General features: G+C 70.5%; 16 protein-coding genes. 9 read left to right on the top strand and 7 right to left on the bottom strand.

The genetic code is table 11. From position 1 onward, the window contains the following. Positions 1-350: 350 nt before the first annotated feature. Entirely contained in the window at positions 351-1,175 is an 825-nt protein-coding gene (locus ACFY10_RS30505) for an oxidoreductase (RefSeq protein WP_390668410.1), read from the bottom strand. Positions 1,176-1,276: 101 nt separating this feature from the next. Here ACFY10_RS30505 and ACFY10_RS30500 point away from each other — a divergent pair, with 101 nt between their 5' ends. Continuing rightward, positions 1,277-2,257 carry an ATP-binding protein gene (locus tag ACFY10_RS30500; RefSeq protein ID WP_390668409.1) on the top strand — a complete coding sequence of 327 codons (981 nt, stop codon included), beginning with the start codon at positions 1,277-1,279 and terminating at the stop codon, positions 2,255-2,257. Between the two features lie 3 nt (positions 2,258-2,260). On the opposite strand, the gene ACFY10_RS30495 is transcribed toward ACFY10_RS30500, so the two are convergent. Then, positions 2,261-3,532 carry a hypothetical protein gene (locus ACFY10_RS30495; protein ID WP_390668408.1) on the bottom strand — a complete coding sequence of 424 codons (1,272 nt, stop codon included), beginning with the start codon at positions 3,530-3,532 and terminating at the stop codon, positions 2,261-2,263. Between the two features lie 285 nt (positions 3,533-3,817). Between ACFY10_RS30495 and ACFY10_RS30490 the strand changes: the two genes are divergently transcribed. The 6 genes from ACFY10_RS30490 to ACFY10_RS30465 all read left to right on the top strand — a co-directional run bounded on the left by ACFY10_RS30490 (position 3,818) and on the right by ACFY10_RS30465 (position 11,958). Further along, positions 3,818-6,247: a SulP family inorganic anion transporter gene (locus tag ACFY10_RS30490; protein ID WP_390668407.1), complete on the top strand. Its 2,430-nt coding sequence runs from the start codon at positions 3,818-3,820 to the stop codon at positions 6,245-6,247. A gap of 280 nt (positions 6,248-6,527) precedes the next feature. After that, positions 6,528-8,528, top strand: coding sequence for an acetate--CoA ligase (gene acs / locus ACFY10_RS30485; protein WP_390668406.1), 2,001 nt, complete (start codon positions 6,528-6,530; stop codon positions 8,526-8,528). Positions 8,529-8,686: 158 nt separating this feature from the next. Next, positions 8,687-10,123: a Na+/H+ antiporter NhaA gene (gene nhaA / locus ACFY10_RS30480; RefSeq protein WP_390668405.1), complete on the top strand. Its 1,437-nt coding sequence runs from the start codon at positions 8,687-8,689 to the stop codon at positions 10,121-10,123. 56 nt (positions 10,124-10,179) lie between these two features. Next, the gene (locus tag ACFY10_RS30475; RefSeq protein WP_390668404.1) at positions 10,180-10,683 is read left to right on the top strand and encodes a phage holin family protein; all 504 of its coding nucleotides are present in this window, start codon (positions 10,180-10,182) and stop codon (positions 10,681-10,683) included. Next, positions 10,680-11,648 carry an alpha/beta fold hydrolase gene (locus ACFY10_RS30470; RefSeq protein ID WP_390668403.1) on the top strand — a complete coding sequence of 323 codons (969 nt, stop codon included), beginning with the start codon at positions 10,680-10,682 and terminating at the stop codon, positions 11,646-11,648. The genes ACFY10_RS30475 and ACFY10_RS30470 overlap by 4 nt, the downstream gene beginning before the upstream one ends. A 127-nt stretch (positions 11,649-11,775) precedes the next feature. Continuing rightward, positions 11,776-11,958 (top strand): hypothetical protein, encoded by a 183-nt coding sequence (locus ACFY10_RS30465; protein WP_078912721.1) that lies wholly within the window; start codon positions 11,776-11,778, stop codon positions 11,956-11,958. Between the two features lie 26 nt (positions 11,959-11,984). Here ACFY10_RS30465 and ACFY10_RS30460 read toward each other — a convergent pair whose 3' ends face one another. The 3 genes from ACFY10_RS30460 to nth all read right to left on the bottom strand — a co-directional run bounded on the left by ACFY10_RS30460 (position 11,985) and on the right by nth (position 15,080). After that, the gene (locus tag ACFY10_RS30460) at positions 11,985-13,184 is read right to left on the bottom strand and encodes a MarP family serine protease (protein WP_390668402.1); all 1,200 of its coding nucleotides are present in this window, start codon (positions 13,182-13,184) and stop codon (positions 11,985-11,987) included. Between the two features lie 119 nt (positions 13,185-13,303). Next, the gene (locus ACFY10_RS30455) at positions 13,304-13,999 is read right to left on the bottom strand and encodes an NUDIX hydrolase (RefSeq protein WP_390668401.1); all 696 of its coding nucleotides are present in this window, start codon (positions 13,997-13,999) and stop codon (positions 13,304-13,306) included. A gap of 94 nt (positions 14,000-14,093) precedes the next feature. Then, a complete protein-coding gene (gene nth / locus ACFY10_RS30450) occupies positions 14,094-15,080 on the bottom strand; it encodes an endonuclease III (RefSeq protein WP_390668400.1) in 987 nt (328 codons plus the stop codon). Between the two features lie 318 nt (positions 15,081-15,398). On the opposite strand from nth, the gene ACFY10_RS30445 reads away from it, so the two are divergent. Both ACFY10_RS30445 and ACFY10_RS30440 read left to right on the top strand, forming a co-directional pair. Further along, a complete protein-coding gene (locus ACFY10_RS30445; RefSeq protein WP_115906767.1) occupies positions 15,399-16,073 on the top strand; it encodes a Crp/Fnr family transcriptional regulator in 675 nt (224 codons plus the stop codon). 88 nt (positions 16,074-16,161) lie between these two features. Further along, complete coding sequence (locus ACFY10_RS30440; RefSeq protein WP_390668399.1) at positions 16,162-17,022, top strand: nucleotidyltransferase domain-containing protein; 861 nt, start codon at positions 16,162-16,164, stop codon at positions 17,020-17,022. Here ACFY10_RS30440 and ACFY10_RS30435 read toward each other — a convergent pair. Further along, positions 16,995-17,825 carry an MBL fold metallo-hydrolase gene (locus ACFY10_RS30435; RefSeq protein WP_390668398.1) on the bottom strand — a complete coding sequence of 277 codons (831 nt, stop codon included), beginning with the start codon at positions 17,823-17,825 and terminating at the stop codon, positions 16,995-16,997. The genes ACFY10_RS30440 and ACFY10_RS30435 overlap by 28 nt on opposite strands. Beyond that, positions 17,822-18,715, bottom strand: a complete 894-nt coding sequence (locus ACFY10_RS30430; RefSeq protein WP_390668397.1) for an NUDIX hydrolase — start codon at positions 18,713-18,715, stop codon at positions 17,822-17,824. The genes ACFY10_RS30435 and ACFY10_RS30430 overlap by 4 nt, the downstream gene beginning before the upstream one ends. Position 18,716: the final 1 nt, after the last annotated feature.

Below are 18,716 nucleotides of genomic sequence, written 5' to 3'. Positions count from 1 at the left end.
AGACCGCGTTCGAGATGTCGTCGCCCGTTTACAGCCTATTTGAGACTAAAAGTAAAGAAGTACAGCCAGGGGTTCCGCTTGCTTCGGACCTGGAGTACAAAGGGGTTAACGGCCCGCGAGACCAAGGACATCCGAAAGGATCACCTTAATAACGCATTTGGCCCCACGGACCGAAGCATGAACACCGGGCACCCACGCGACGTCGACCCGTCGATTACGGGCCAGCCACACCAGGTGACGGGCAGAGTTCCCGACCTGATGGGCAACATATCGAGGACGCTTGGTAACTGGGTGAGCATGCCAGCGGCGGTACGAATCCTCGTACCGCCGCAACCCTTTTCCCGGACTTTTTACGCCGCCCCGCGCTGCAGCGCCTCACACACGGCCGTCGACTCGCGCACACCCAGCTCGACCGCCCTGCCGCAGTGGGCGATCCAGGCGGCCATGCCGTCCGGCGTACCGGAGACATACCCCTCCAGCGCCGCCAGATAGGCCGCGCGCCCCAGCTCGGCATGGCCGACCTCGGCCGGGCAGACGGACTTCGGGTCGAGGCCGCTGCCCACCAGGACGATGCGCTCGGCCGTACGCGCGACCAGGCCGTTGTGGGACGTGAAGGGGCGCAGCGCGAGGAGTTCGCCGTGGACGACGGCGGCCGTCACCAGGGCGGGCGCGGAGCTGCCGGTGATGATCAGCTCCGCCAGGCCGTCCAGCCGGCCGTGCACCTCGTCCGCGCCCGGCAGCAGCAGCTCGACCAGCGGCTCGTCGACGGACTCGCCCGCCAGCCGCGGCCGCCCGACCTCCTCGCCCTTGCTCGCGGCCGCCACCAGGTGCAGCCGGGCCAGCACCCTCAGGGGCGACTGCCGCCACACGGACAGCAGTTGGCCCGCCTCCGCGGTCAGCCTCAGGGCCGCGCCCATCACGCGCGCGTCGTCGTCACCGCTGAAGTCGGTGCGCCGACGCACCTCCTCCAGGGCCCAGTCGGCGCCGGACAGCGCCGCCGAACCGCGGGCACCGCGCAGCGCGGCCTCGGAGGTGATCTCGTTGCTGCGGCGCCGCATGACCCGGTGCCCGTAGACCCGGTCCACGGCCTTGCGCACGGATTCCACGGACTCGGCCACCCCGGGCAGCGAGCCCAGGGCCGCGAGCGGATCGGCGTTCGCGCCTGTCGTACTCATGAGTACGACCCTAGCCACCCCAGGGGCACGCCCCACGAATGAGTGGTCTTCTTCACGCCCACCTGCCACATACAGCTACCACCCGACTACCCTTCGTGAACATGAAAATTGCTTTCGTCGGGAAGGGCGGCAGCGGCAAGACGACCCTGTCCTCCCTGTTCATCCGCCATCTCGCAGCCACCGGAGCGCCGGTCGTCGCCATGGATGCGGACATCAACCAGCACCTGGGCGCCGCGCTGGGCCTGGACGAGGCGGAGGCCGCCGCGCTGCCGGCGATGGGCGACCGGCTGCCGCTGATCAAGGACTATCTGCGCGGCTGCAACCCGCGCATTACCTCCGCCGAGGCGATGATCAAAACCACCCCGCCCGGCGAGGGCTCGCGGCTGCTGCGGGTGTGCGAGGACAACCCGGTCTACGACGCCTGCGCCCGGCCGGTGGAACTCGACGGCGGCGCCGTCCGTCTGATGGTCACCGGCCCCTTCACGGACGCCGACCTGGGGGTCGCCTGCTACCACTCCAAGACGGGAGCGGTGGAGTTGTGCCTGAACCATCTGGTGGACGGGCAGGGCGAGTACGTCGTGGTGGACATGACGGCGGGCTCGGACTCGTTCGCCTCCGGCATGTTCACCCGCTTCGACATCACGTTCCTCGTCGCCGAGCCGACCCGGAAGGGGGTCTCCGTCTATCGCCAGTACAAGGAGTACGCCCGCGACTACGGCGTCGTCCTGAAGGTCGTCGGCAACAAGGTGCAGGGGCAGGACGACCTCGACTTCCTGCGCGCCGAGGTCGGGGACGACCTGTTGATGACCGTCGGGCACTCGGACTGGGTGCGCGCCATGGAGAAGGGCCGCCCGCCCCGGTTCGAGCTCCTGGAGGACGCCAACCGCCGTGCCCTGCGCGCCCTTCAGGTCGCTGCGGACGCGACGTACGAGCTGCGCGACCGGGAGCGCTACACGCGCCAGATGGTGCACTTCCACCTGAAGAACGCGGCCTCGTGGGGCAACGCGCGCACGGGGGCCGACCTGGCGGCGCAGGTCGACCCCGGGTTCGTGCTCGGTGAGGGCGTCAGCGCCTCTGCGTGACGGCTACCCCTTGGCGGCCGGCGCCCCGGGTACGCCCTTCGGGGCCGGGGCGGGGTGGCCCGACAGGAAGGACGCCCAGCCCTGCTCGGGGGCCTGGCCGACATTCAGGGTGCGCAGCTTCTGCAGGGTCTGCGGGTCCTGGGCGTCCAGCCAGTCGGCCAGTTGGTGGAAGGACACGCAGCGCACGTCGGGCTTGTTGCAGACCTTCTCGATGACCTCGTCGAGGGCCCGCATATAGGTGCCGCCGTTCCAGGACTCGAAGTGGTTGCCGATGACCAGGGGTGCGCGGTTGCCCTGGTAGGCGCGGCGGAAGCCCTTGAGCAGGCCGTCGCGCATCTGGTCGCCCCAGTAGTCGAACTTGTCGGGGTCGCCCTGGGTCTGCGTGCCGGACTGGTTGACCATGAAGTTGTAGTCCATGGTGAGCTGCTCGTAGGGGTGTCCGGGGAAGGGCACGAGCTGCATCGACAGGTCCCACAGCCCTTCCCTCTTCTTCGGCCAGACCTGGTCGTTGACTCCGCTGGTGTCGTAGCGGAAGCCCAGCCGGCTCGCGGCTTTGACGAAGTTCTTCTGGCCCTCCAGACAGGGCGTGCGCGCGCCGATGAGCTCCTTGTCGTAGTCGAAGGGCAGCGGGGCCGCCCTGTCCATGCCGGAGTTGGTCCTCCAGCTCTTCACGAACTTCTTGGCCTGCGCGATCTCGCTCATCCACTGTGCGACCGACCACTGGCCGACCCCGCCGTTCGGGCCGCAGAAGTGGCCGTTGAAGTGGGTGCCGATCTCGTTGCCCTCCAGCCACGCCAGACGCAGCTGCTGCACGGTGTCGGCGATGCCCTTCTCGTCGTTGAAGCCGATGTCCGAGCTGCCCGGTGAGTGTTCCGGGGGCTTGTAGAGGTCGCGCTTCTCCTCCGGCAGCATGTACACGCCGCTGAGGAAGTACGTCATGGTCGCGTGGTTGGCCTTGGAGAGCTTGCGGAAGTGGGAGAACAGCTTCTGGCTGTCCTCGCCCGCGCCGTCCCAGGAGAAGACGACGAACTGCGGGGGCTTCTGGCCGGGCCGCAGACGCTCGGGTCTGGGCAGGTACGGCTGGGCTCCGGTGTACGCGGTGGAGCCGTCGCCGATCAGGCGGACCGCGCTCCCCGCCACGTGGGCCGGACGGGCCTTCTGCGGACCGAGCGCACCCGCCTTGGAACCGTTGGAGCCGATCGCACAGCCGGCGACCCACGCGCCACAGGACACGGTGATCACGACGCCCACGGCGATCCTCTGGGTGGCGGTCATGTTCCGCTCACCTTCTTCCTTCTCGACAAGGCCGCCAAGGTCGCACGGGACCGAGAAGGAATTAGTACGACAAGCCGATGAAATGACCGCTTCACTCATTGGAGTGATTTATTACCCCATTTGCCAGGAAAGTCTATGCCTGGCCTTTACTCTGAATTACGATCCATTTACCGAGCGTTGATTCATCCCGCCGCTGCACGCCGTGACCCACGGCCGCGACCGACCCCCGCTCATCGACGGGGACGACCTGATCCGCGACCGCGCTGCCCGGAGGAGACGGGAAACATGTCAGCCTGCGCCCCCACCCGCGCCACCGACTCGAGTCGCACCAAGTGCGACCACCAGCCCCACAGCCCCCCGCCGAACCCAGACCGCCGCTTCCACATCGCGGGCGCCGACCTGTCGGCCTCGGTCGCGGTCTTCCTGATCGCCCTCCCGCTGTCCCTGGGCATCGCCCTCGCCACCGGCGCCCCGCTCCAGGCCGGTCTGGTGGCCGCCGGGGTCGGCGGGCTCGTCGCCGGCCGGATCGGCGGCTGTCCGCTCCAGGTCAGCGGCCCCGCCGCGGGGCTCACGGTCGTCACCGCCGACCTCATCCACCGCTACGGCTGGCGTACGACCTGTGCCGTCACGGTCCTCGCCGGACTCGCCCAACTCGGCCTCGGCTGCCTGCGGGTGGCACGCACCGCGCTCGCCGTCAGCCCCGCCATCGTGCACGGCATGCTCGCCGGAATCGGCGTCACCATCGCCGTCGCCCAGCTGCACATCGTCCTCGGCGGCACCCCGCAGAGCTCCGTCCTCGCCAACCTCCGGGCCCTGCCCGCCCAGTTGGCGAACCTGCACCCCGCCGCCGTGACCGTCAGCCTGCTGACCCTGACCCTGCTGCTGCTCTGGCCGCGGATCCCCGGCCGGGCCGGACACCTGTTGCGCCGGATCCCGGCCGCGCTCGTCGCCGTGGCAGGCGCCACCGCGGCCGCCTCGCTCTCGGGGTTCGGCGTGCCCAAGGTCGACCTCCCCTCCTGGAGCAGCCACGCCCTGGCCGGTCTCCCCGAGGGCCCGGCGCTCGGCCTGACCGCGGCCGTGCTCACCACCACGCTGGTGTGCAGCGTGCAGTCGCTGCTCGGTGCGGTCGCCGTGGACAAGCTGGTGGCCGCAAGACCCGGCCTGACCGCCCGCGTCGGACGCGCCGACCTGGACCGCGAACTCCTCGGGCAGGGCGCCGCCAACATCGTCTCCGGCACACTCGGCGGACTGCCGGTCGCAGGCGTCGCCGTAAGAAGTTCGGCGAATGTGAACGCGGGTGCGGTGAGCCGGAACTCCACGATGCTGCACGGCGTTCTCGTAGTAGTCGCCGCGCTGCTGATGGTCCCGCTCCTGGAGCTCATCCCGCTCGCCTCGCTCGCCGCCCTGGTGATGGCCGTCGGCATCCAGATGGTGTCCCTGCACCACATCCGCACGGTGACCCGCCACCGAGAAGTGCTGGTGTACGCCGTCACCACACTCGGCGTGGTGTTCCTCGGCGTCCTGGAGGGCGTGACCCTCGGGATCGCCGTGGCCGTCGCCGTCGCCATGAACCGCCTCGCCCGCACCCGCATCACGCACGAGGAGAAGGAAGGAGTCCATCACGTACATGTCCGAGGGCAGTTGACGTTCCTCGCGGTGCCACGGCTCAGTCGGACCCTGCATCTCGTACCCCAAGGCGCCCACGCCGTCGTGGAGTTGGACGGGTCGTTCATGGACCACGCGGCGTACGAGTCCCTGCAGGACTGGCAGAACACGCACACCGCACAGGGCGGCTCCGCCGAGCTGACCGGCCGCCGAGCCGGTACCAGAGCCCTCACCGAGCCCACGCCGCTCGCCGAGGAACCCGGCGAGTCCTCCGTCGGCTGCCGCTGTCGTCCCTGGACGCCCTGGCGCAACCACCAGTGCGAGCGCCCGCAGTCCGCGCCGGACGCCGATCCCCCCGGCGCTGCCGGTGGGTCGACCGGACCGAGTGGGCCCGACGGCTCCGGCGGCCGGAGCGGGCATCAACTGGCGCGTGGCATCAGCGCGTTCCAGCGCAATACCGCACCGCTCGTGCGGGGTGAGCTGGCCCGGCTGGCCCGGGAGGGGCAGCGGCCGTCCCAGCTCTTCCTCACCTGCGCCGACTCGCGGCTGGTCACGTCGATGATCACCTCCAGTGGTCCCGGCGATCTGTTCGTGGTGCGCAACGTGGGCAACCTCGTTCCTCCCCCGGCCAACGCCGGGATGTGCGCCCAGCCCGGAGAGGAGAGCGGCGACGACTCGGTGGCGGCGGCGATCGAGTATGCGGTGGACGTGTTGAAGGTGCGGTCCATCACGGTGTGCGGGCACTCCGGGTGCGGGGCCATGCAGGCCCTTCTCGACGCCGAGCCCGGCGGCGCCCGGACGCCGCTGAAGCGGTGGCTGCGGCACGGGCTGCCGAGCCTGGAGCGCATGGCCGACGAGAGCCGGCCGTGGGCCCGGCTCGCGGGCCGGGCGCCGGCCGACGCGGTCGAGCAGCTCTGTCTGACCAATGTGGTCCAGCAGTTGGAGCACCTGCGCGCCCACGAGTCGGTGTCCCGGGCCCTGCGGGACGGCGCGCTGGAGCTGCACGGGATGTACTTCCACGTGGGCGAGGCACAGGCGTATCTGCTCACGGGGGCGGCGGACGGGGACGAGGTGTTCGACCACGTGGAGGCGGCAGACCTGTCCGCCTGACCGGCACCGTTCCGCCACGGGTGTGCGGCCCCTTTCGGGGCGGGTCGCGCACCCGTGGCGTGTCCGGCACCGGGGCGTCCCGACTCGCCCGGGCCACGAAACACGTGACCGTCTCCGCGCAGCAGCGGTGCACTGGGGTGTGAGAGGCGTTACAAGTGCTGAACTCCGCCGCGTCGGCGTCCGTGGGTACGGATGACTCCGGGCGCCTGAGCACCTCGCCCACAGGTCTAAACCAATTTTCCGTCGACCCTTGTCATCGGCCCCCCGGGTCTGATGAGCTGTGGCCTGGGACACAACGGACACCCTGGGAAAGGCAGATGCCGTGAGCAACGAGAGCCTGGCCAACCTGCTCAAGGAAGAGCGCAGGTTCGCGCCCCCCGCCGACCTGGCCGCCAACGCCAACGTCACGGCGGAGGCGTACGAACAGGCCAAGGCTGACAGGCTGGGCTTCTGGGCCGAGCAGGCCCGTCGGCTGACCTGGGCCAAGGAGCCGACCGAGACGCTGGACTGGTCGAACCCGCCGTTCGCCAAGTGGTTCAAGGACGGCGAACTGAACGTCGCGTACAACTGCGTGGACCGGCATGTCGAGGCGGGGAACGGCGACCGCGTCGCCATCCACTTCGAGGGGGAGCCCGGCGACAGCCGTGCCATCACTTATGCCGAGCTCAAGGACGAGGTGAGCAAGGCCGCCAACGCGCTGCTGGAGCTGGGTGTTCAGGCGGGCGACCGGGTCGCCGTCTACATGCCGATGATCCCGGAGACGGCGATCGCCATGCTGGCCTGCGCGCGGATCGGCGCCGCCCACTCGGTCGTCTTCGGCGGCTTCTCGGCGGACGCGCTGGCGACCCGTATCGAGGACGCCGACGCCAAGGTCGTCATCACCACCGACGGCGGCTACCGGCGCGGCAAGCCGTCCGCGCTCAAGCCGGCCGTCGACGACGCCATCGCGCGCGTGGACCGGGTGCAGCACGTGCTGGTCGTCCGCCGTACCGGCCAGGAGGTCGCCTGGACCGAGGGCCGCGACGTGTGGTGGCACGAGATCGTCGAGCGGCAGTCCGCCGAGCACACGCCGGAGGCGTTCGAGGCCGAGCACCCGCTGTTCATCCTGTACACGTCCGGTACGACGGGTAAGCCGAAGGGCATCCTGCACACCTCCGGCGGCTACCTCACCCAGGCCGCGTACACCCACCACGCCGTTTTCGACCTCAAGCCGGAGACCGACGTGTACTGGTGCACGGCCGACGTCGGCTGGGTCACCGGGCACTCGTACATCGTCTACGGGCCGCTTGCGAACGGCGCGACGCAGGTCATGTACGAGGGCACGCCGGACACCCCGCACCAGGGCCGTTGGTGGGAGATCGTGCAGAAGTACGGGGTGACGATCCTGTACACGGCGCCCACCGCGATCCGTACGTTCATGAAGTGGGGCGACGACATCCCCGCGAAGTTCGACCTCAGCAGCCTGCGCATCCTCGGCTCCGTGGGCGAGCCCATCAACCCCGAGGCCTGGATCTGGTACCGCAAGCACATCGGCGCCGACTCGAAGCCGATCGTCGACACCTGGTGGCAGACCGAGACCGGCGCGATGATGATCTCGCCGCTGCCGGGCGTCACCGCGACCAAGCCGGGATCCGCACAGACTCCGCTGCCGGGCATCTCCGCGACCGTCGTGGACGACGAGGCCAACGAGGTGCCCAACGGCGGCGGTGGCTATCTGGTCCTCACCGAGCCGTGGCCGTCCATGCTGCGCACCATCTGGGGCGACGACCAGCGGTTCCTCGACACCTACTGGTCGCGTTTCGAGGGCAAGTACTTCGCCGGTGACGGGGCGAAGAGGGACGACGACGGCGACATCTGGCTGCTGGGCCGAGTGGACGACGTCATGCTCGTCTCCGGGCACAACATCTCCACCACCGAGGTCGAGTCCGCGCTCGTCTCGCACCCGTCGGTCGCCGAGGCGGCCGTCGTCGGCGCGGCGGACGAGACGACGGGTCAGGCGATCGTCGCCTTCGTGATCCTGCGCGGCACGGCGAACGCCGAGGACGAGGGCCTGGTCAACGACCTGCGCAACCACGTCGGCGCCACCCTCGGCCCGATCGCCAAGCCGAAGCGGATCCTGCCGGTCGCGGAGCTGCCGAAGACCCGCTCCGGCAAGATCATGCGGCGCCTGCTGCGGGACGTCGCCGAGAACCGCCAGCTCGGCGACGTGACGACGCTGACGGACTCGACGGTCATGGATCTCATCCAGGAGAAGCTGCCGGCGGCGCCCAGCGAGGACTGAGCCCCCGAAGTCACTCCGTCCCGAAGGGGCGCCCGGCGCGAGAACGCGCCGGGCGCCCCTTTTAGGTAAACTAAGCAAAACAACGTGATCCTCAAGGTGTGCCGGGAAGTCTGGTCGGCGAGTAGCCCTGCCCTGCCCACCGACCGGAGGTCTCCCCCGTGGCCGCGCCCCGCACCGCCCCCGCCCGCAAGCTCTTCGGACGGCTCTCGCTGCCCGAGCGGAACTTCGTCGCGGACGCGCTGCGCACCGAGACCGTCGGCGGGGTGCTGCTGCTCGTAGCCGCGATCACGGCGCTGATCTGGGCGAACGTACCCGCACTGCGCGACAGCTACGAGAGCGTCAGCCACTTCCACCTCGGCCCCGAGGCTCTCGGCCTGCATCTGTCGCTCGCGCACTGGGCCGCCGACGGGCTCCTCGCGGTCTTCTTCTTCGTCGCCGGCATCGAGCTCAAGCGCGAGCTGGTCGCCGGTGATCTCCGCGACCCCAGGGCGGCCGCACTCCCGGTCGTCGCGGCCCTGTGCGGCATGGCCGTACCGGCGCTCGTCTACGCCCTCACCAACATCACCGGTGGCGGCTCGCTCCAGGGCTGGGCGGTGCCCACCGCCACCGACATCGCGTTCGCGCTGGCCGTGCTCGCCGTCATCGGGACGTCGCTGCCGAGCGCTCTGCGGGCCTTCCTGCTCACCCTCGCGGTCGTCGACGACCTCTTCGCGATCCTGATCATCGCGGTCTTCTTCACGAACACCATCGACTTCGCCGCGCTGGGCGGCGCCGTCGTGGGCCTCGCCGTCTTCTGGCTGCTGCTGAGGAAGGGCGTACGCGGGTGGTACGTGTACGTTCCGCTCGCGCTCGTCATCTGGGCGCTGATGTACAACAGCGGCGTCCACGCCACCATCGCGGGCGTGGCGATGGGCCTGATGCTGCGCTGCCACCGCCACGAGGGCGAGGAGCACTCCCCCGGCGAGCACATCGAGCATCTCGTACGTCCCCTGTCGGCGGGCCTGACCGTCCCCCTCTTCGCCCTGTTCAGTGCCGGTGTCGCCATCTCGGGCGGCGCGCTCGGCGACGTTTTCACGAAGCCGGAGACGCTGGGCGTCGTGCTCGGGCTCGTCGTCGGCAAGGCGCTCGGGATCTTCGGCGGTACCTGGCTGACGGCCCGTTTCACCCGGGCCTCGCTCAGCGACGACCTCGCCTGGGCGGACGTGTTCGCGGTGGCGACGCTGGCCGGTATCGGCTTCACCGTGTCGCTGCTGATCGGCGAGCTCGCCTTCGCCGGGGACGCCGTACTGACGGACGAGGTCAAGGCCGCCGTGCTGCTGGGCTCCCTCATCGCGGCGGCCCTGGCGACGGTGCTGCTGAAGATACGGAACGCCAAGTACCGCAGGCTGTGCGAGGACGAGGAGCGCGACGAGGACCTCGACGGCATCCCGGACATCTACGAGCAGGACGACCCGGCGTACCACCTGCGGATGGCCGCGATCTACGAGAACAAGGCCGCCGAGCACCGCCGGACCGCCGAACTGAAGGCCGCCGAACGACGCGCGCTTGCCGAAGTACCGGGCGGGGCAGGCGAGGACGACGACCGTCCGGCATGATCTGACGGGACGGTACAAAAGGACCGTACACAAGCAGTAGGACGAGGGAGACCGCGATGAGCGCACCCGACGGCAGCCCGGTCGGCGCCGAACGCAGCATCGGCCAGCTGTTCGCCTCCGCGACGACCGAGATGTCGGCGCTGGTGCATGACGAGATCGCACTGGCCAAGGCGCAGCTCAAGCAGGACGTCAAGCGCGGCGCGACGAGCGGCGGCGCGTTCACGGTGGCCGCCCTGGTCCTGGTGTTCTCCCTGCCGATGCTCAACTTCGCGCTGGCGTACGGCATCCGGACCTGGAGCGACTGGAACCTCGCGATCTGCTTCCTGCTGTCCTTCGCGGCGAACGTACTGGTCGCGGTCGTCCTCGCCCTGATCGGCGTGGTCTTCGCGAAGAAGGCGAAGAAGAGCAAGGGCCCGCAGAAGGTCGCCGCGTCGATGAAGGAGACGGCGGGCGTGCTGCAGAAAGCCAAGCCGCACCCGCGGCCGGAGCAGCCGGAAGCCCCGGCGCTCGAGGACCGGGCCCCCGCGGCCATCGAGGCTGTGGCACGCTCGACCTCATGACGGGTTCCTCCACCCCTGCGGGGCAATCACCTTGGGCGCAACCCACCTCGGTCGTACGACCGGACGCCCTGCCCGACGGGACAAAGGTGACGCACCGGGACGTGGCCGCCAACGGCGCCCGCTTCCATATCGCCGAGGCCGGCGACGGGCCCCTGGTGCTGCTGCTGCACGGCTTCCCGCAGTTCTGGTGGACCTGGCGGCACCAGCTGACCGCGCTGGCCGACGCGGGCTTCCGGGCCGTCGCCATGGATCTGCGCGGCGTCGGCGGCAGCGACCGCACCCCGCGCGGCTACGACCCCGCGAACCTCGCGCTCGACATCACCGGCGTGATCCGCTCCCTGGGCGAGCCGGACGCTGCGCTGGTCGGCCACGACCTGGGCGGATATCTGGCGTGGACGGCGGCCGTGATGCGCCCGAAGCTGGTCCGGCGGCTCGCGGTCTCCTCGATGCCGCATCCCCGACGCTGGCGCTCCGCGATGCTCTCGGACGTCAAGCAGACCCGCGCGGGCTCCTACATCTGGGGCTTTCAGCGCCCCTGGATCCCCGAGCGGCAGCTGACCGCGGACGACGGCGCGCTCGTCGGTGAGCTGATCCGGGAGTGGTCGGGGCCGAACCTGCCGGACGACGAGGCGATTCAGACGTACCGCCGTGCGATGTGCATCCCGTCGACGGCGCACTGTGCGATCGAGCCGTATCGCTGGATGGTCCGCTCCATGGCCCGCCCGGACGGCATCCAGTTCAACCGCCGCATGAAGCGCCCCCTCCGGGTCCCGACCCTCCATCTGCACGGCTCACTCGACCCGGTGATGCGCACACGGAGCGCGGCCGGATCCGGCGAGTACGTCGAAGCACCGTACCGCTGGCGGCTGTTCGACGGACTGGGGCACTTCCCGCACGAGGAGGATCCGGTCGCTTTCTCTACAGAACTGGTCAATTGGCTGAAAGACCCCGAGCCCGATCGGTGACCGAGCCGATGCGCCCGGTATCCGGATCTGAACGTGTGTCCTACGAACGGCCAATTGCCCGGCGCATAGGCCAATTGGGGGCCCAGGGGGCGGTTATCGACCTTGGGGCAGGGGCAGACGTCGAGGTATGGGCTGGACGCACGACTACAGTGACGCAGCACGCAATCGCCGCTCGGCCAGTGGCCTGAGCTCCCACCAGCGAGGCGGTGCACCGCAGATGGCGGGCACGGACCTCAGGGTGGGCATTCCGCGCATTCTGCGCCGCCGGGCCCGCTGGGTCTCGGTACGCCTGCGCCATCCCCGAGGCTGACGCGCCTCCTCCCACCACCCGGCGGCTCACAGCGCGCAGCTGTCGCTGTCCACCTGCTGGTTCGCGGTACGCCCCTTGGCGATGTCCTCCTGGATCTCGTCCGCGGTGAGGGCGTACCCCGTGTCGGCGTCGTCGAGGGACTTCGCGAACACCACGCCGTACACATTGCCCCTGGGCGTGAGCAGCGGGCCGCCGGAGTTGCCCTGGCGGACGGTCGTGTACAGCGAGTAGACGTCCCGGCGGACGGTGCCGCGGTGGTAGATGTCCGGGCCGTTGGCCGGGAGGCGGCCACGCACGCGTGCGGCTCGGACGTCGTACGACCCGTTCTCCGGGAAGCCCGCGATGATCGCGCTGTCGCCGCTGCGGGCGTCCGTGGTCGTGAAGTTCAGGGCGGGCGCCTTGAGATCGGGTACGTCGAGTACGGCGATGTCGCGGTGCCAGTCGTAGAGGACGACCTTCGCGTCGTACTTCCGGCCCTCGCCGCCTATCTGGACGGTGGGCTCGTCGACGCCTCCGACCACGTGCGCGTTGGTCATGACGCGGCGGTCGCCGAAGACGAAGCCGCTGCCTTCCAGGACCTTGCCGCAGCTCTGCGCGGTGCCCATGACCTTGACGATGGAGCGCTTCGCGCGCGTCACCACGGGGCTGTTCGCGAGAGCCGGGTCGGGGGGACGGACATCGTTGATCGGCTCGTTCGAGAACGGGCTGAAGACCTGCGGGAAGCCGTTCTGCGCGAGGACCGAGGAGAAGTCCGCGAACCAGGTGTCGGCCTGGTCGGGAAGGGCCCGGGCGACACCGAGGAGCACCTTGGAGCCGCGGACCTCCTTGCCGAGGGTCGGCAGCGTCGTACCGGCCAGGGCCGAGCCGATCAGCCACGCCACGAGGAGCATCGCCACGACGTTGACGAGGGCGCCGCCGGTCGCATCCAGCGCGCGGGCCGGGGACCAGGTGATGTAGCGGCGCAGCTTGTTGCCGAGGTGGGTGGTCAGGGCCTGTCCGACGGAGGCGCAGACGATGACGACCACCACCGCGACGACGGCGGCGGTCGTGCTCACCTCGGCGTTGTCGGTCAGCGCGTCCCAGATGACGGGCAGGGTGTAGACGGCGACGAGACCGCCGCCCAGGAAGCCGATCACCGACAGGATTCCGACGACGAACCCCTGGCGATAGCCCACGATCGCGAACCACACGGCGGCGACCAGCAACAGGATGTCCAGCACGTTCACCGGTTCGAGCCTCGCCTCATCACTCTGCGGTCACCTCAGGTCGGCCGGGGGCCGGCCCGCCGCGCAGCGGCAACCGATCACAGTGTCCCCCGGAAAGACACAGCACGGCAGACACCCTGTCATGACCGCCAGTCGAGCGGGACCTGCTTGGCCCGGTCCCAGGGCCGCTCCCAGCCCGCGTAGTGGAACAGACGGTCGATGATTCCGGCTGTGAAGCCCCAGACCAGGGCCGATTCGACCAGAAATGCCGGACCTCGGTGGCCGCTGGGGTGGACCGTGGTGGCCCGGTTGTCGGGATCCGTGAGATCCGCCACGGGGACGGTGAAGACCCGGGCCGTCTCGTTCGGATCGACGACCCCGACCGGGCTCGGCTCGCGCCACCAGCCCATCACGGGGGTCACCACGAAGCCGCTGACCGGGATGTACAGCTTGGGCAGCACACCGAAGAGCTGCACGCCGGAGGGGTCGAGTCCGGTCTCCTCCTCGGCCTCGCGGAGAGCGGCCCGCAGCGGCCCGTCGGCCTTCGGGTCGCCGTCCTCGGGGTCGAGGGCACCGCCGGGGAAGGACGGCTGCCCGGCATGCGACCTGAGTGAACTCGCCCGCTCCATCAGCAGCAGCTCGGGGCCGCGCTCGCCCTCGCCGAACAGGATCAGTACGGCGGACTGCCGCCCCGCCCCGTTCTCCGGCGGCAGGAAGCGGCTCAGCTGCAGCGGCTGCACCGTCTCCACGGCATGCACCACCGGGTCCAGCCACTCGGGCAGCCCCTCCTTGCTGAGCACCACCGGCCCACCCCGCGTATTGCTCGCGCGCGTCATCGCCACCCCCGTCCTGCCGGGTCCAACGCCTCGAAGGCCCCAGATCGTTCCTGAGCCGGCCGTGTCCGGCCCCGGAGCCGTACCGCATCGCCCGTCATCCGGCCCCCAGCGGCGGCGCCGGTTTGCCGCCCGCGTCCAGGTACGACTGCGGGGGCTTGAGGCGCTGACCGGGGAAGCCGCCCTTCTCGTACTTGAGCAGCTTCTTCGCCTTCTCCGGGTCCGTCTCGCCCTCGCCGTAGGCCGGGCAGAGTGGAGCGATGGGGCAGGCGCCGCAGGCGGGCTTGCGGGCGTGGCAGATGCGGCGGCCGTGGAAGATCACGTGGTGCGAGAGCATCGTCCAGTCGCTCTTGGGGAAGAGCGCACCGACGGCGGCCTCGATCTTGTCCGGGTCGGTCTCGTCCGTCCACTGCCAGCGCCGCACCAGCCGCTGGAAGTGCGTGTCCACGGTGATGCCGGGCCGCCCGAAGGCGTTCCCCAGCACGACGAAGGCGGTCTTGCGACCCACACCGGGCAGCTTGACCAGGTCCTCGAGCCGGCCGGGGACCTCCCCGCCGAACTGCTCCACCAGCGCCTTCGACAGCCCCATGACCGACTTGGTCTTGGCCCGGAAGAAGCCGGTCGGGCGGAGGATCTCCTCGACCTCCTCGGGGTTGGCGGCGGCGAGGTCCTCCGGAGTGGGGTACTTGGCGAAGAGCCCGGGCGTCGTCTGGTTGACCCTGAGGTCGGTGGTCTGGGCGGACAGGACCGTGGCGACCACGAGCTGGAAGGGGTTCTCGAAGTCCAGCTCCGGGTGGGCGTACGGATACACCTCGGCGAGCTCGCGGTCGATGCGGCGGGCACGACGGACCAGGGCGGTGCGCGACTCGTCCTTCGGCGGCTTGGCGACGGACGACTTGGCGGGAGGGACGTCCTTGGCCACGGCGGACGGCTTCTTGGCCGCAGCCGCGCCCTTCTTCGCCGCGGTCGTCGCCTTCCTGGGCGCGGCGGCCGCTTTCTTGCCGGCCGCAGCCTTTTTGACGGCAGCCTTCTTCACCGCGGCCTTCTTCGCGGCAGCCTTCTGCACCGGAGCGCTTTTCGTCACTTTTGCCGGTTTCTTTCCTCCACCGGGGTTCTGTTCGCCCACAGCGGAATCACGACGTACAACCACCCGCCCAGCCCCCTTGGCCTGTGCTCTCACCGGCGATTTGGACACCCGGCCAGCCTAAAGCCCGGCACTGACATCCGCCCCGGACCCGGGAGATCGGCCCCCAATTGGACCCCTGCCGCTTACCTCGGGACATGTGTACGGCATCCTTGTGACAGATCACACTGTTTGGACCGTCCGGCAAAATGGGGAGCACGGTCCCCTGGTACCAAGGGGGAGCAAGATCCCCTGAGCAGGTCGACAAGGAGAGAACTCGTGGACGACGTTCTGCGGCGCAACCCGCTCTTCGCGGCGCTCGACGACGAGCAAGCCGCGGAGCTCCGCGCCTCCATGAGTGAGGTGACCCTCGCGCGCGGTGACTCGCTCTTCCACGAGGGCGACCCCGGTGACCGGCTGTACGTCGTCACCGAGGGCAAGGTGAAGCTCCACCGCACCTCCCCCGACGGCCGCGAGAACATGCTCGCCGTCGTCGGCCCCAGCGAGCTGATCGGCGAGCTGTCGCTGTTCGACCCGGGCCCGCGCACCGCCACGGCCACCGCCCTGACCGAGGTCAAGCTCCTCGGACTCGGCCACGGCGACCTGCAGCCCTGGCTGAGCGCCCGCCCCGAGGTGGCCGGCGCCCTGCTGCGCGCCGTCGCCCGCCGGCTGCGCAAGACCAACGACGCGATGTCCGACCTGGTCTTCTCCGACGTCCCCGGACGCGTCGCCCGCGCCCTGCTGGACCTCTCGCGCCGCTTCGGCGTGCAGTCCGAGGAGGGCATCCACGTCGTCCACGACCTGACGCAGGAGGAGCTGGCCCAGCTGGTCGGCGCCTCGCGGGAGACGGTCAACAAGGCGCTGGCCGACTTCGCGCAGCGCGGGTGGCTCCGCCTGGAGGCGCGGGCGGTCATCCTGCTGGACGTCGAGCGGCTGGCAAAGCGTTCGCGGTGACCGTCCCTGGGGGCTGCCGCCCCCAGACCCCCGCTTCGGCCTAAAGGGCCTCGTCCTCAAACGCCGGACGGGCTGGTGTAGTGACCCCATGTCCGAAAACGCGACCTCCAGAGGCCTCGACGCCCAGGGCTGCATCGAGCGCGAAGGGTCCCTCGCGCGCGTGCCGCACGCCTTCCGCCCCGTCGTGGCCGCCGCGCGCGACCGGCTGATCGAGGTGTTCGGGGCGCGGCTGGACAGCGCGTACCTGTACGGGTCCATTCCGCGCGGCACCGCGCGCGTGGGGCGCAGTGATCTGGATCTGCTGGTCGTGCTGCGGGAGGAGCCGTCCGAGGCGGACCGGGAGGCCACCCGGGCGCTCGGTGGAGCCGTCGGCAAGGGGTTCGCACAGATCGACGGGGTCGGCATCCTGCTGTACAGCCGGACGCGGCTGCTGAGCGAGGCGGAGACGTACGACCTGGGCTGGTTCGTCGCCTGTCTGTGCACGCCGTTGCTCGGCGAGGACCTCGCCGAGTACCTGCCGCGCTATCGGCCCGACTCCGTGCTCGCCCGCGAGACCAACGGGGACCTGGCCCTGCTGCTGCCCCGCTGGCGGCAGCGGATCGCGGAGGCCGAGAACCCTGAGAGCACCGAGAACGCCGACGACGCCCGGCGGCCGCTCGTGCGCTTCATGTCCCGGCATCTCGTGCGTACCGGGTTCACGCTCGTGATGCCCCGCTGGAACGGCTGGACCAGCGACCTTGCGGAGATGGCCGAGGCCTTCGGCGCGTACTACCCGGAGCGGGCCGAGCAGATGCGGGCGGCGGCCGTCCTCGGGTACGAGCCGACGGGTGACGCCGCCGTACTGCACTCGTACGTCGACGACCTCGGCCCGTGGCTCGCCGAGGAGTACGCGCGCGTGCACGGCGTCAAAGCCCCAAGGGCTCAGATGAGCCCGTGCTCCACCAGGTAGTCCAGCTGCGCCCGCACCGACAGTTCCGCCGCCGGCCACAGGGACCGGTCCACGTCCGCGTACACGTGCTCGACGACCTGGGACGGCGTGCGGTAGCCGTCCTCGACGGCCGTCTCGACCTGGGCGAGGCGGTGGGCGCGGTGGGCCAGGTAGAACTCGACGGCTCCCTGGGCGTCCTCCAGGACGGGGCCGTGGCCCGGGAGCACCGTGTGGACGCCGTCGTCGACCGTCAGCGAGCGCAGCCGTCGTAGCGAGTCCAGGTAGTCGCCCAGGCGGCCGTCGGGGTGCGCCACTACGGTCGTGCCGCGGCCCAGGACGGTGTCGCCCGTCAGGACGGCCTGGTCGGCCGGGAGATGGAAGCAGAGGGAGTCCGAGGTGTGACCGGGGGTCGGTACGACCCTCAGTTCCAGGCCGCCGACCGTGACCACGTCCCCGGCCGCGAGCCCCTCGTCGCCCAGCCGCAGCGCCGGGTCCAGGGCGCGCACCTTCGTGCCGGTCAGCCCGGCGAAGCGGGCGGCGCCCTCCGCGTGGTCCGGGTGGCCGTGGGTCAGCAGGGTGAGCGCGATGCGCTTGCCGGCCTTCTCGGCCGTGTCCACGACGTTGCGCAGATGCCCTTCGTCCAGGGGGCCGGGGTCGACGACGACGGCCAGGTCGGAGTCGGGCTCGGCGAGGATCCACGTGTTCGTGCCGTCGAGGGTCATCACCGAGGCGTTGGGCGCCAGGACGTTGAAGGCCCGGGCGGTGGCGGGGCCGGTGAGAACCCCGCCCCGCGGCTGGCCGGGAAGGGCTGCTGCGTCCGTCATGCGGAGGCTCCACCGGTCGGAAGGTCGGTCGGACTGTCGGTCGGGATGTGCTTCGTGAACTCGTCGTGGCCCGGCCACGACAGCACGATCTCGCCGTCCTTCAGCCGGGCCTGCGCGAGGACGGGGGTGAGGTCGCGGTCGGGGGCCGCGGCGAGCGCGTCGGCGGCCGTGGCGCAGGGGGCCAGCTGGCGCAGGGTCGCGATGGTGGGCGGCATCATCGTCAGCTCGCCCTTGTCGTACGAGGCTGCCGCGTCCCCGGGGCGGATCCACACCGTGCGGTCGGCCTCCGTGGAGGCGTTGCGGGTGCGCTGGCCGTGCGGGAGGGCTGCCACGAAGAACCAGGTGTCGTAGCGCCGGGATTCGAACTCCGGGGTGATCCAGCGGGTCCAGGCGCCGAGGAGATCCGAGCGCAGGACCAGGCCGCGGCGGTCGAGGAACTCGGCGAAGGAGAACTCCCTCGCGGCCACGGCCGCACGGTCGGCCTCCCAGTCCTCGCCCGTGGTGTCGCCCACCACGGAGTCGGCGGACGGTCCGGCGAGCAGGACGCCCGCCTCCTCGTACGTCTCGCGTACAGCCGCGCAGACGATCGCCTGGGCCGCTCTCTCGTCGACGCCGAGCCGTTGCGCCCACCACGCGCGCGTGGGGCCCGCCCAGCGGACATGGTGCTCGTCGTCGCGGGGGTCGACGCCGCCGCCCGGATATGCGTACGCGCCTCCGGCGAAGGCCATGGAGGCGCGTCTGCGCAGCATGTGGACGAAGGGACCGCCGTCGGTGTCCTTCAGGAGCATGACGGTTGCCGCGCGCTTGGGGACGACCGGGGTGAGCGTGCCGTCCGCGAGTCCGCGGATGCGTCCCGGCCAGTCCTGCGGGAACCACTGCCCATTCGCCATG

The organism is Streptomyces sp. NPDC001401 (assembly GCF_042895385.1).
Taxonomy (GTDB): domain Bacteria; phylum Actinomycetota; class Actinomycetes; order Streptomycetales; family Streptomycetaceae; genus Streptomyces.
The sequence above is the reverse complement of the archived record's forward strand: the minus strand, read 5'-3'. Positions and strand labels throughout refer to the sequence as shown.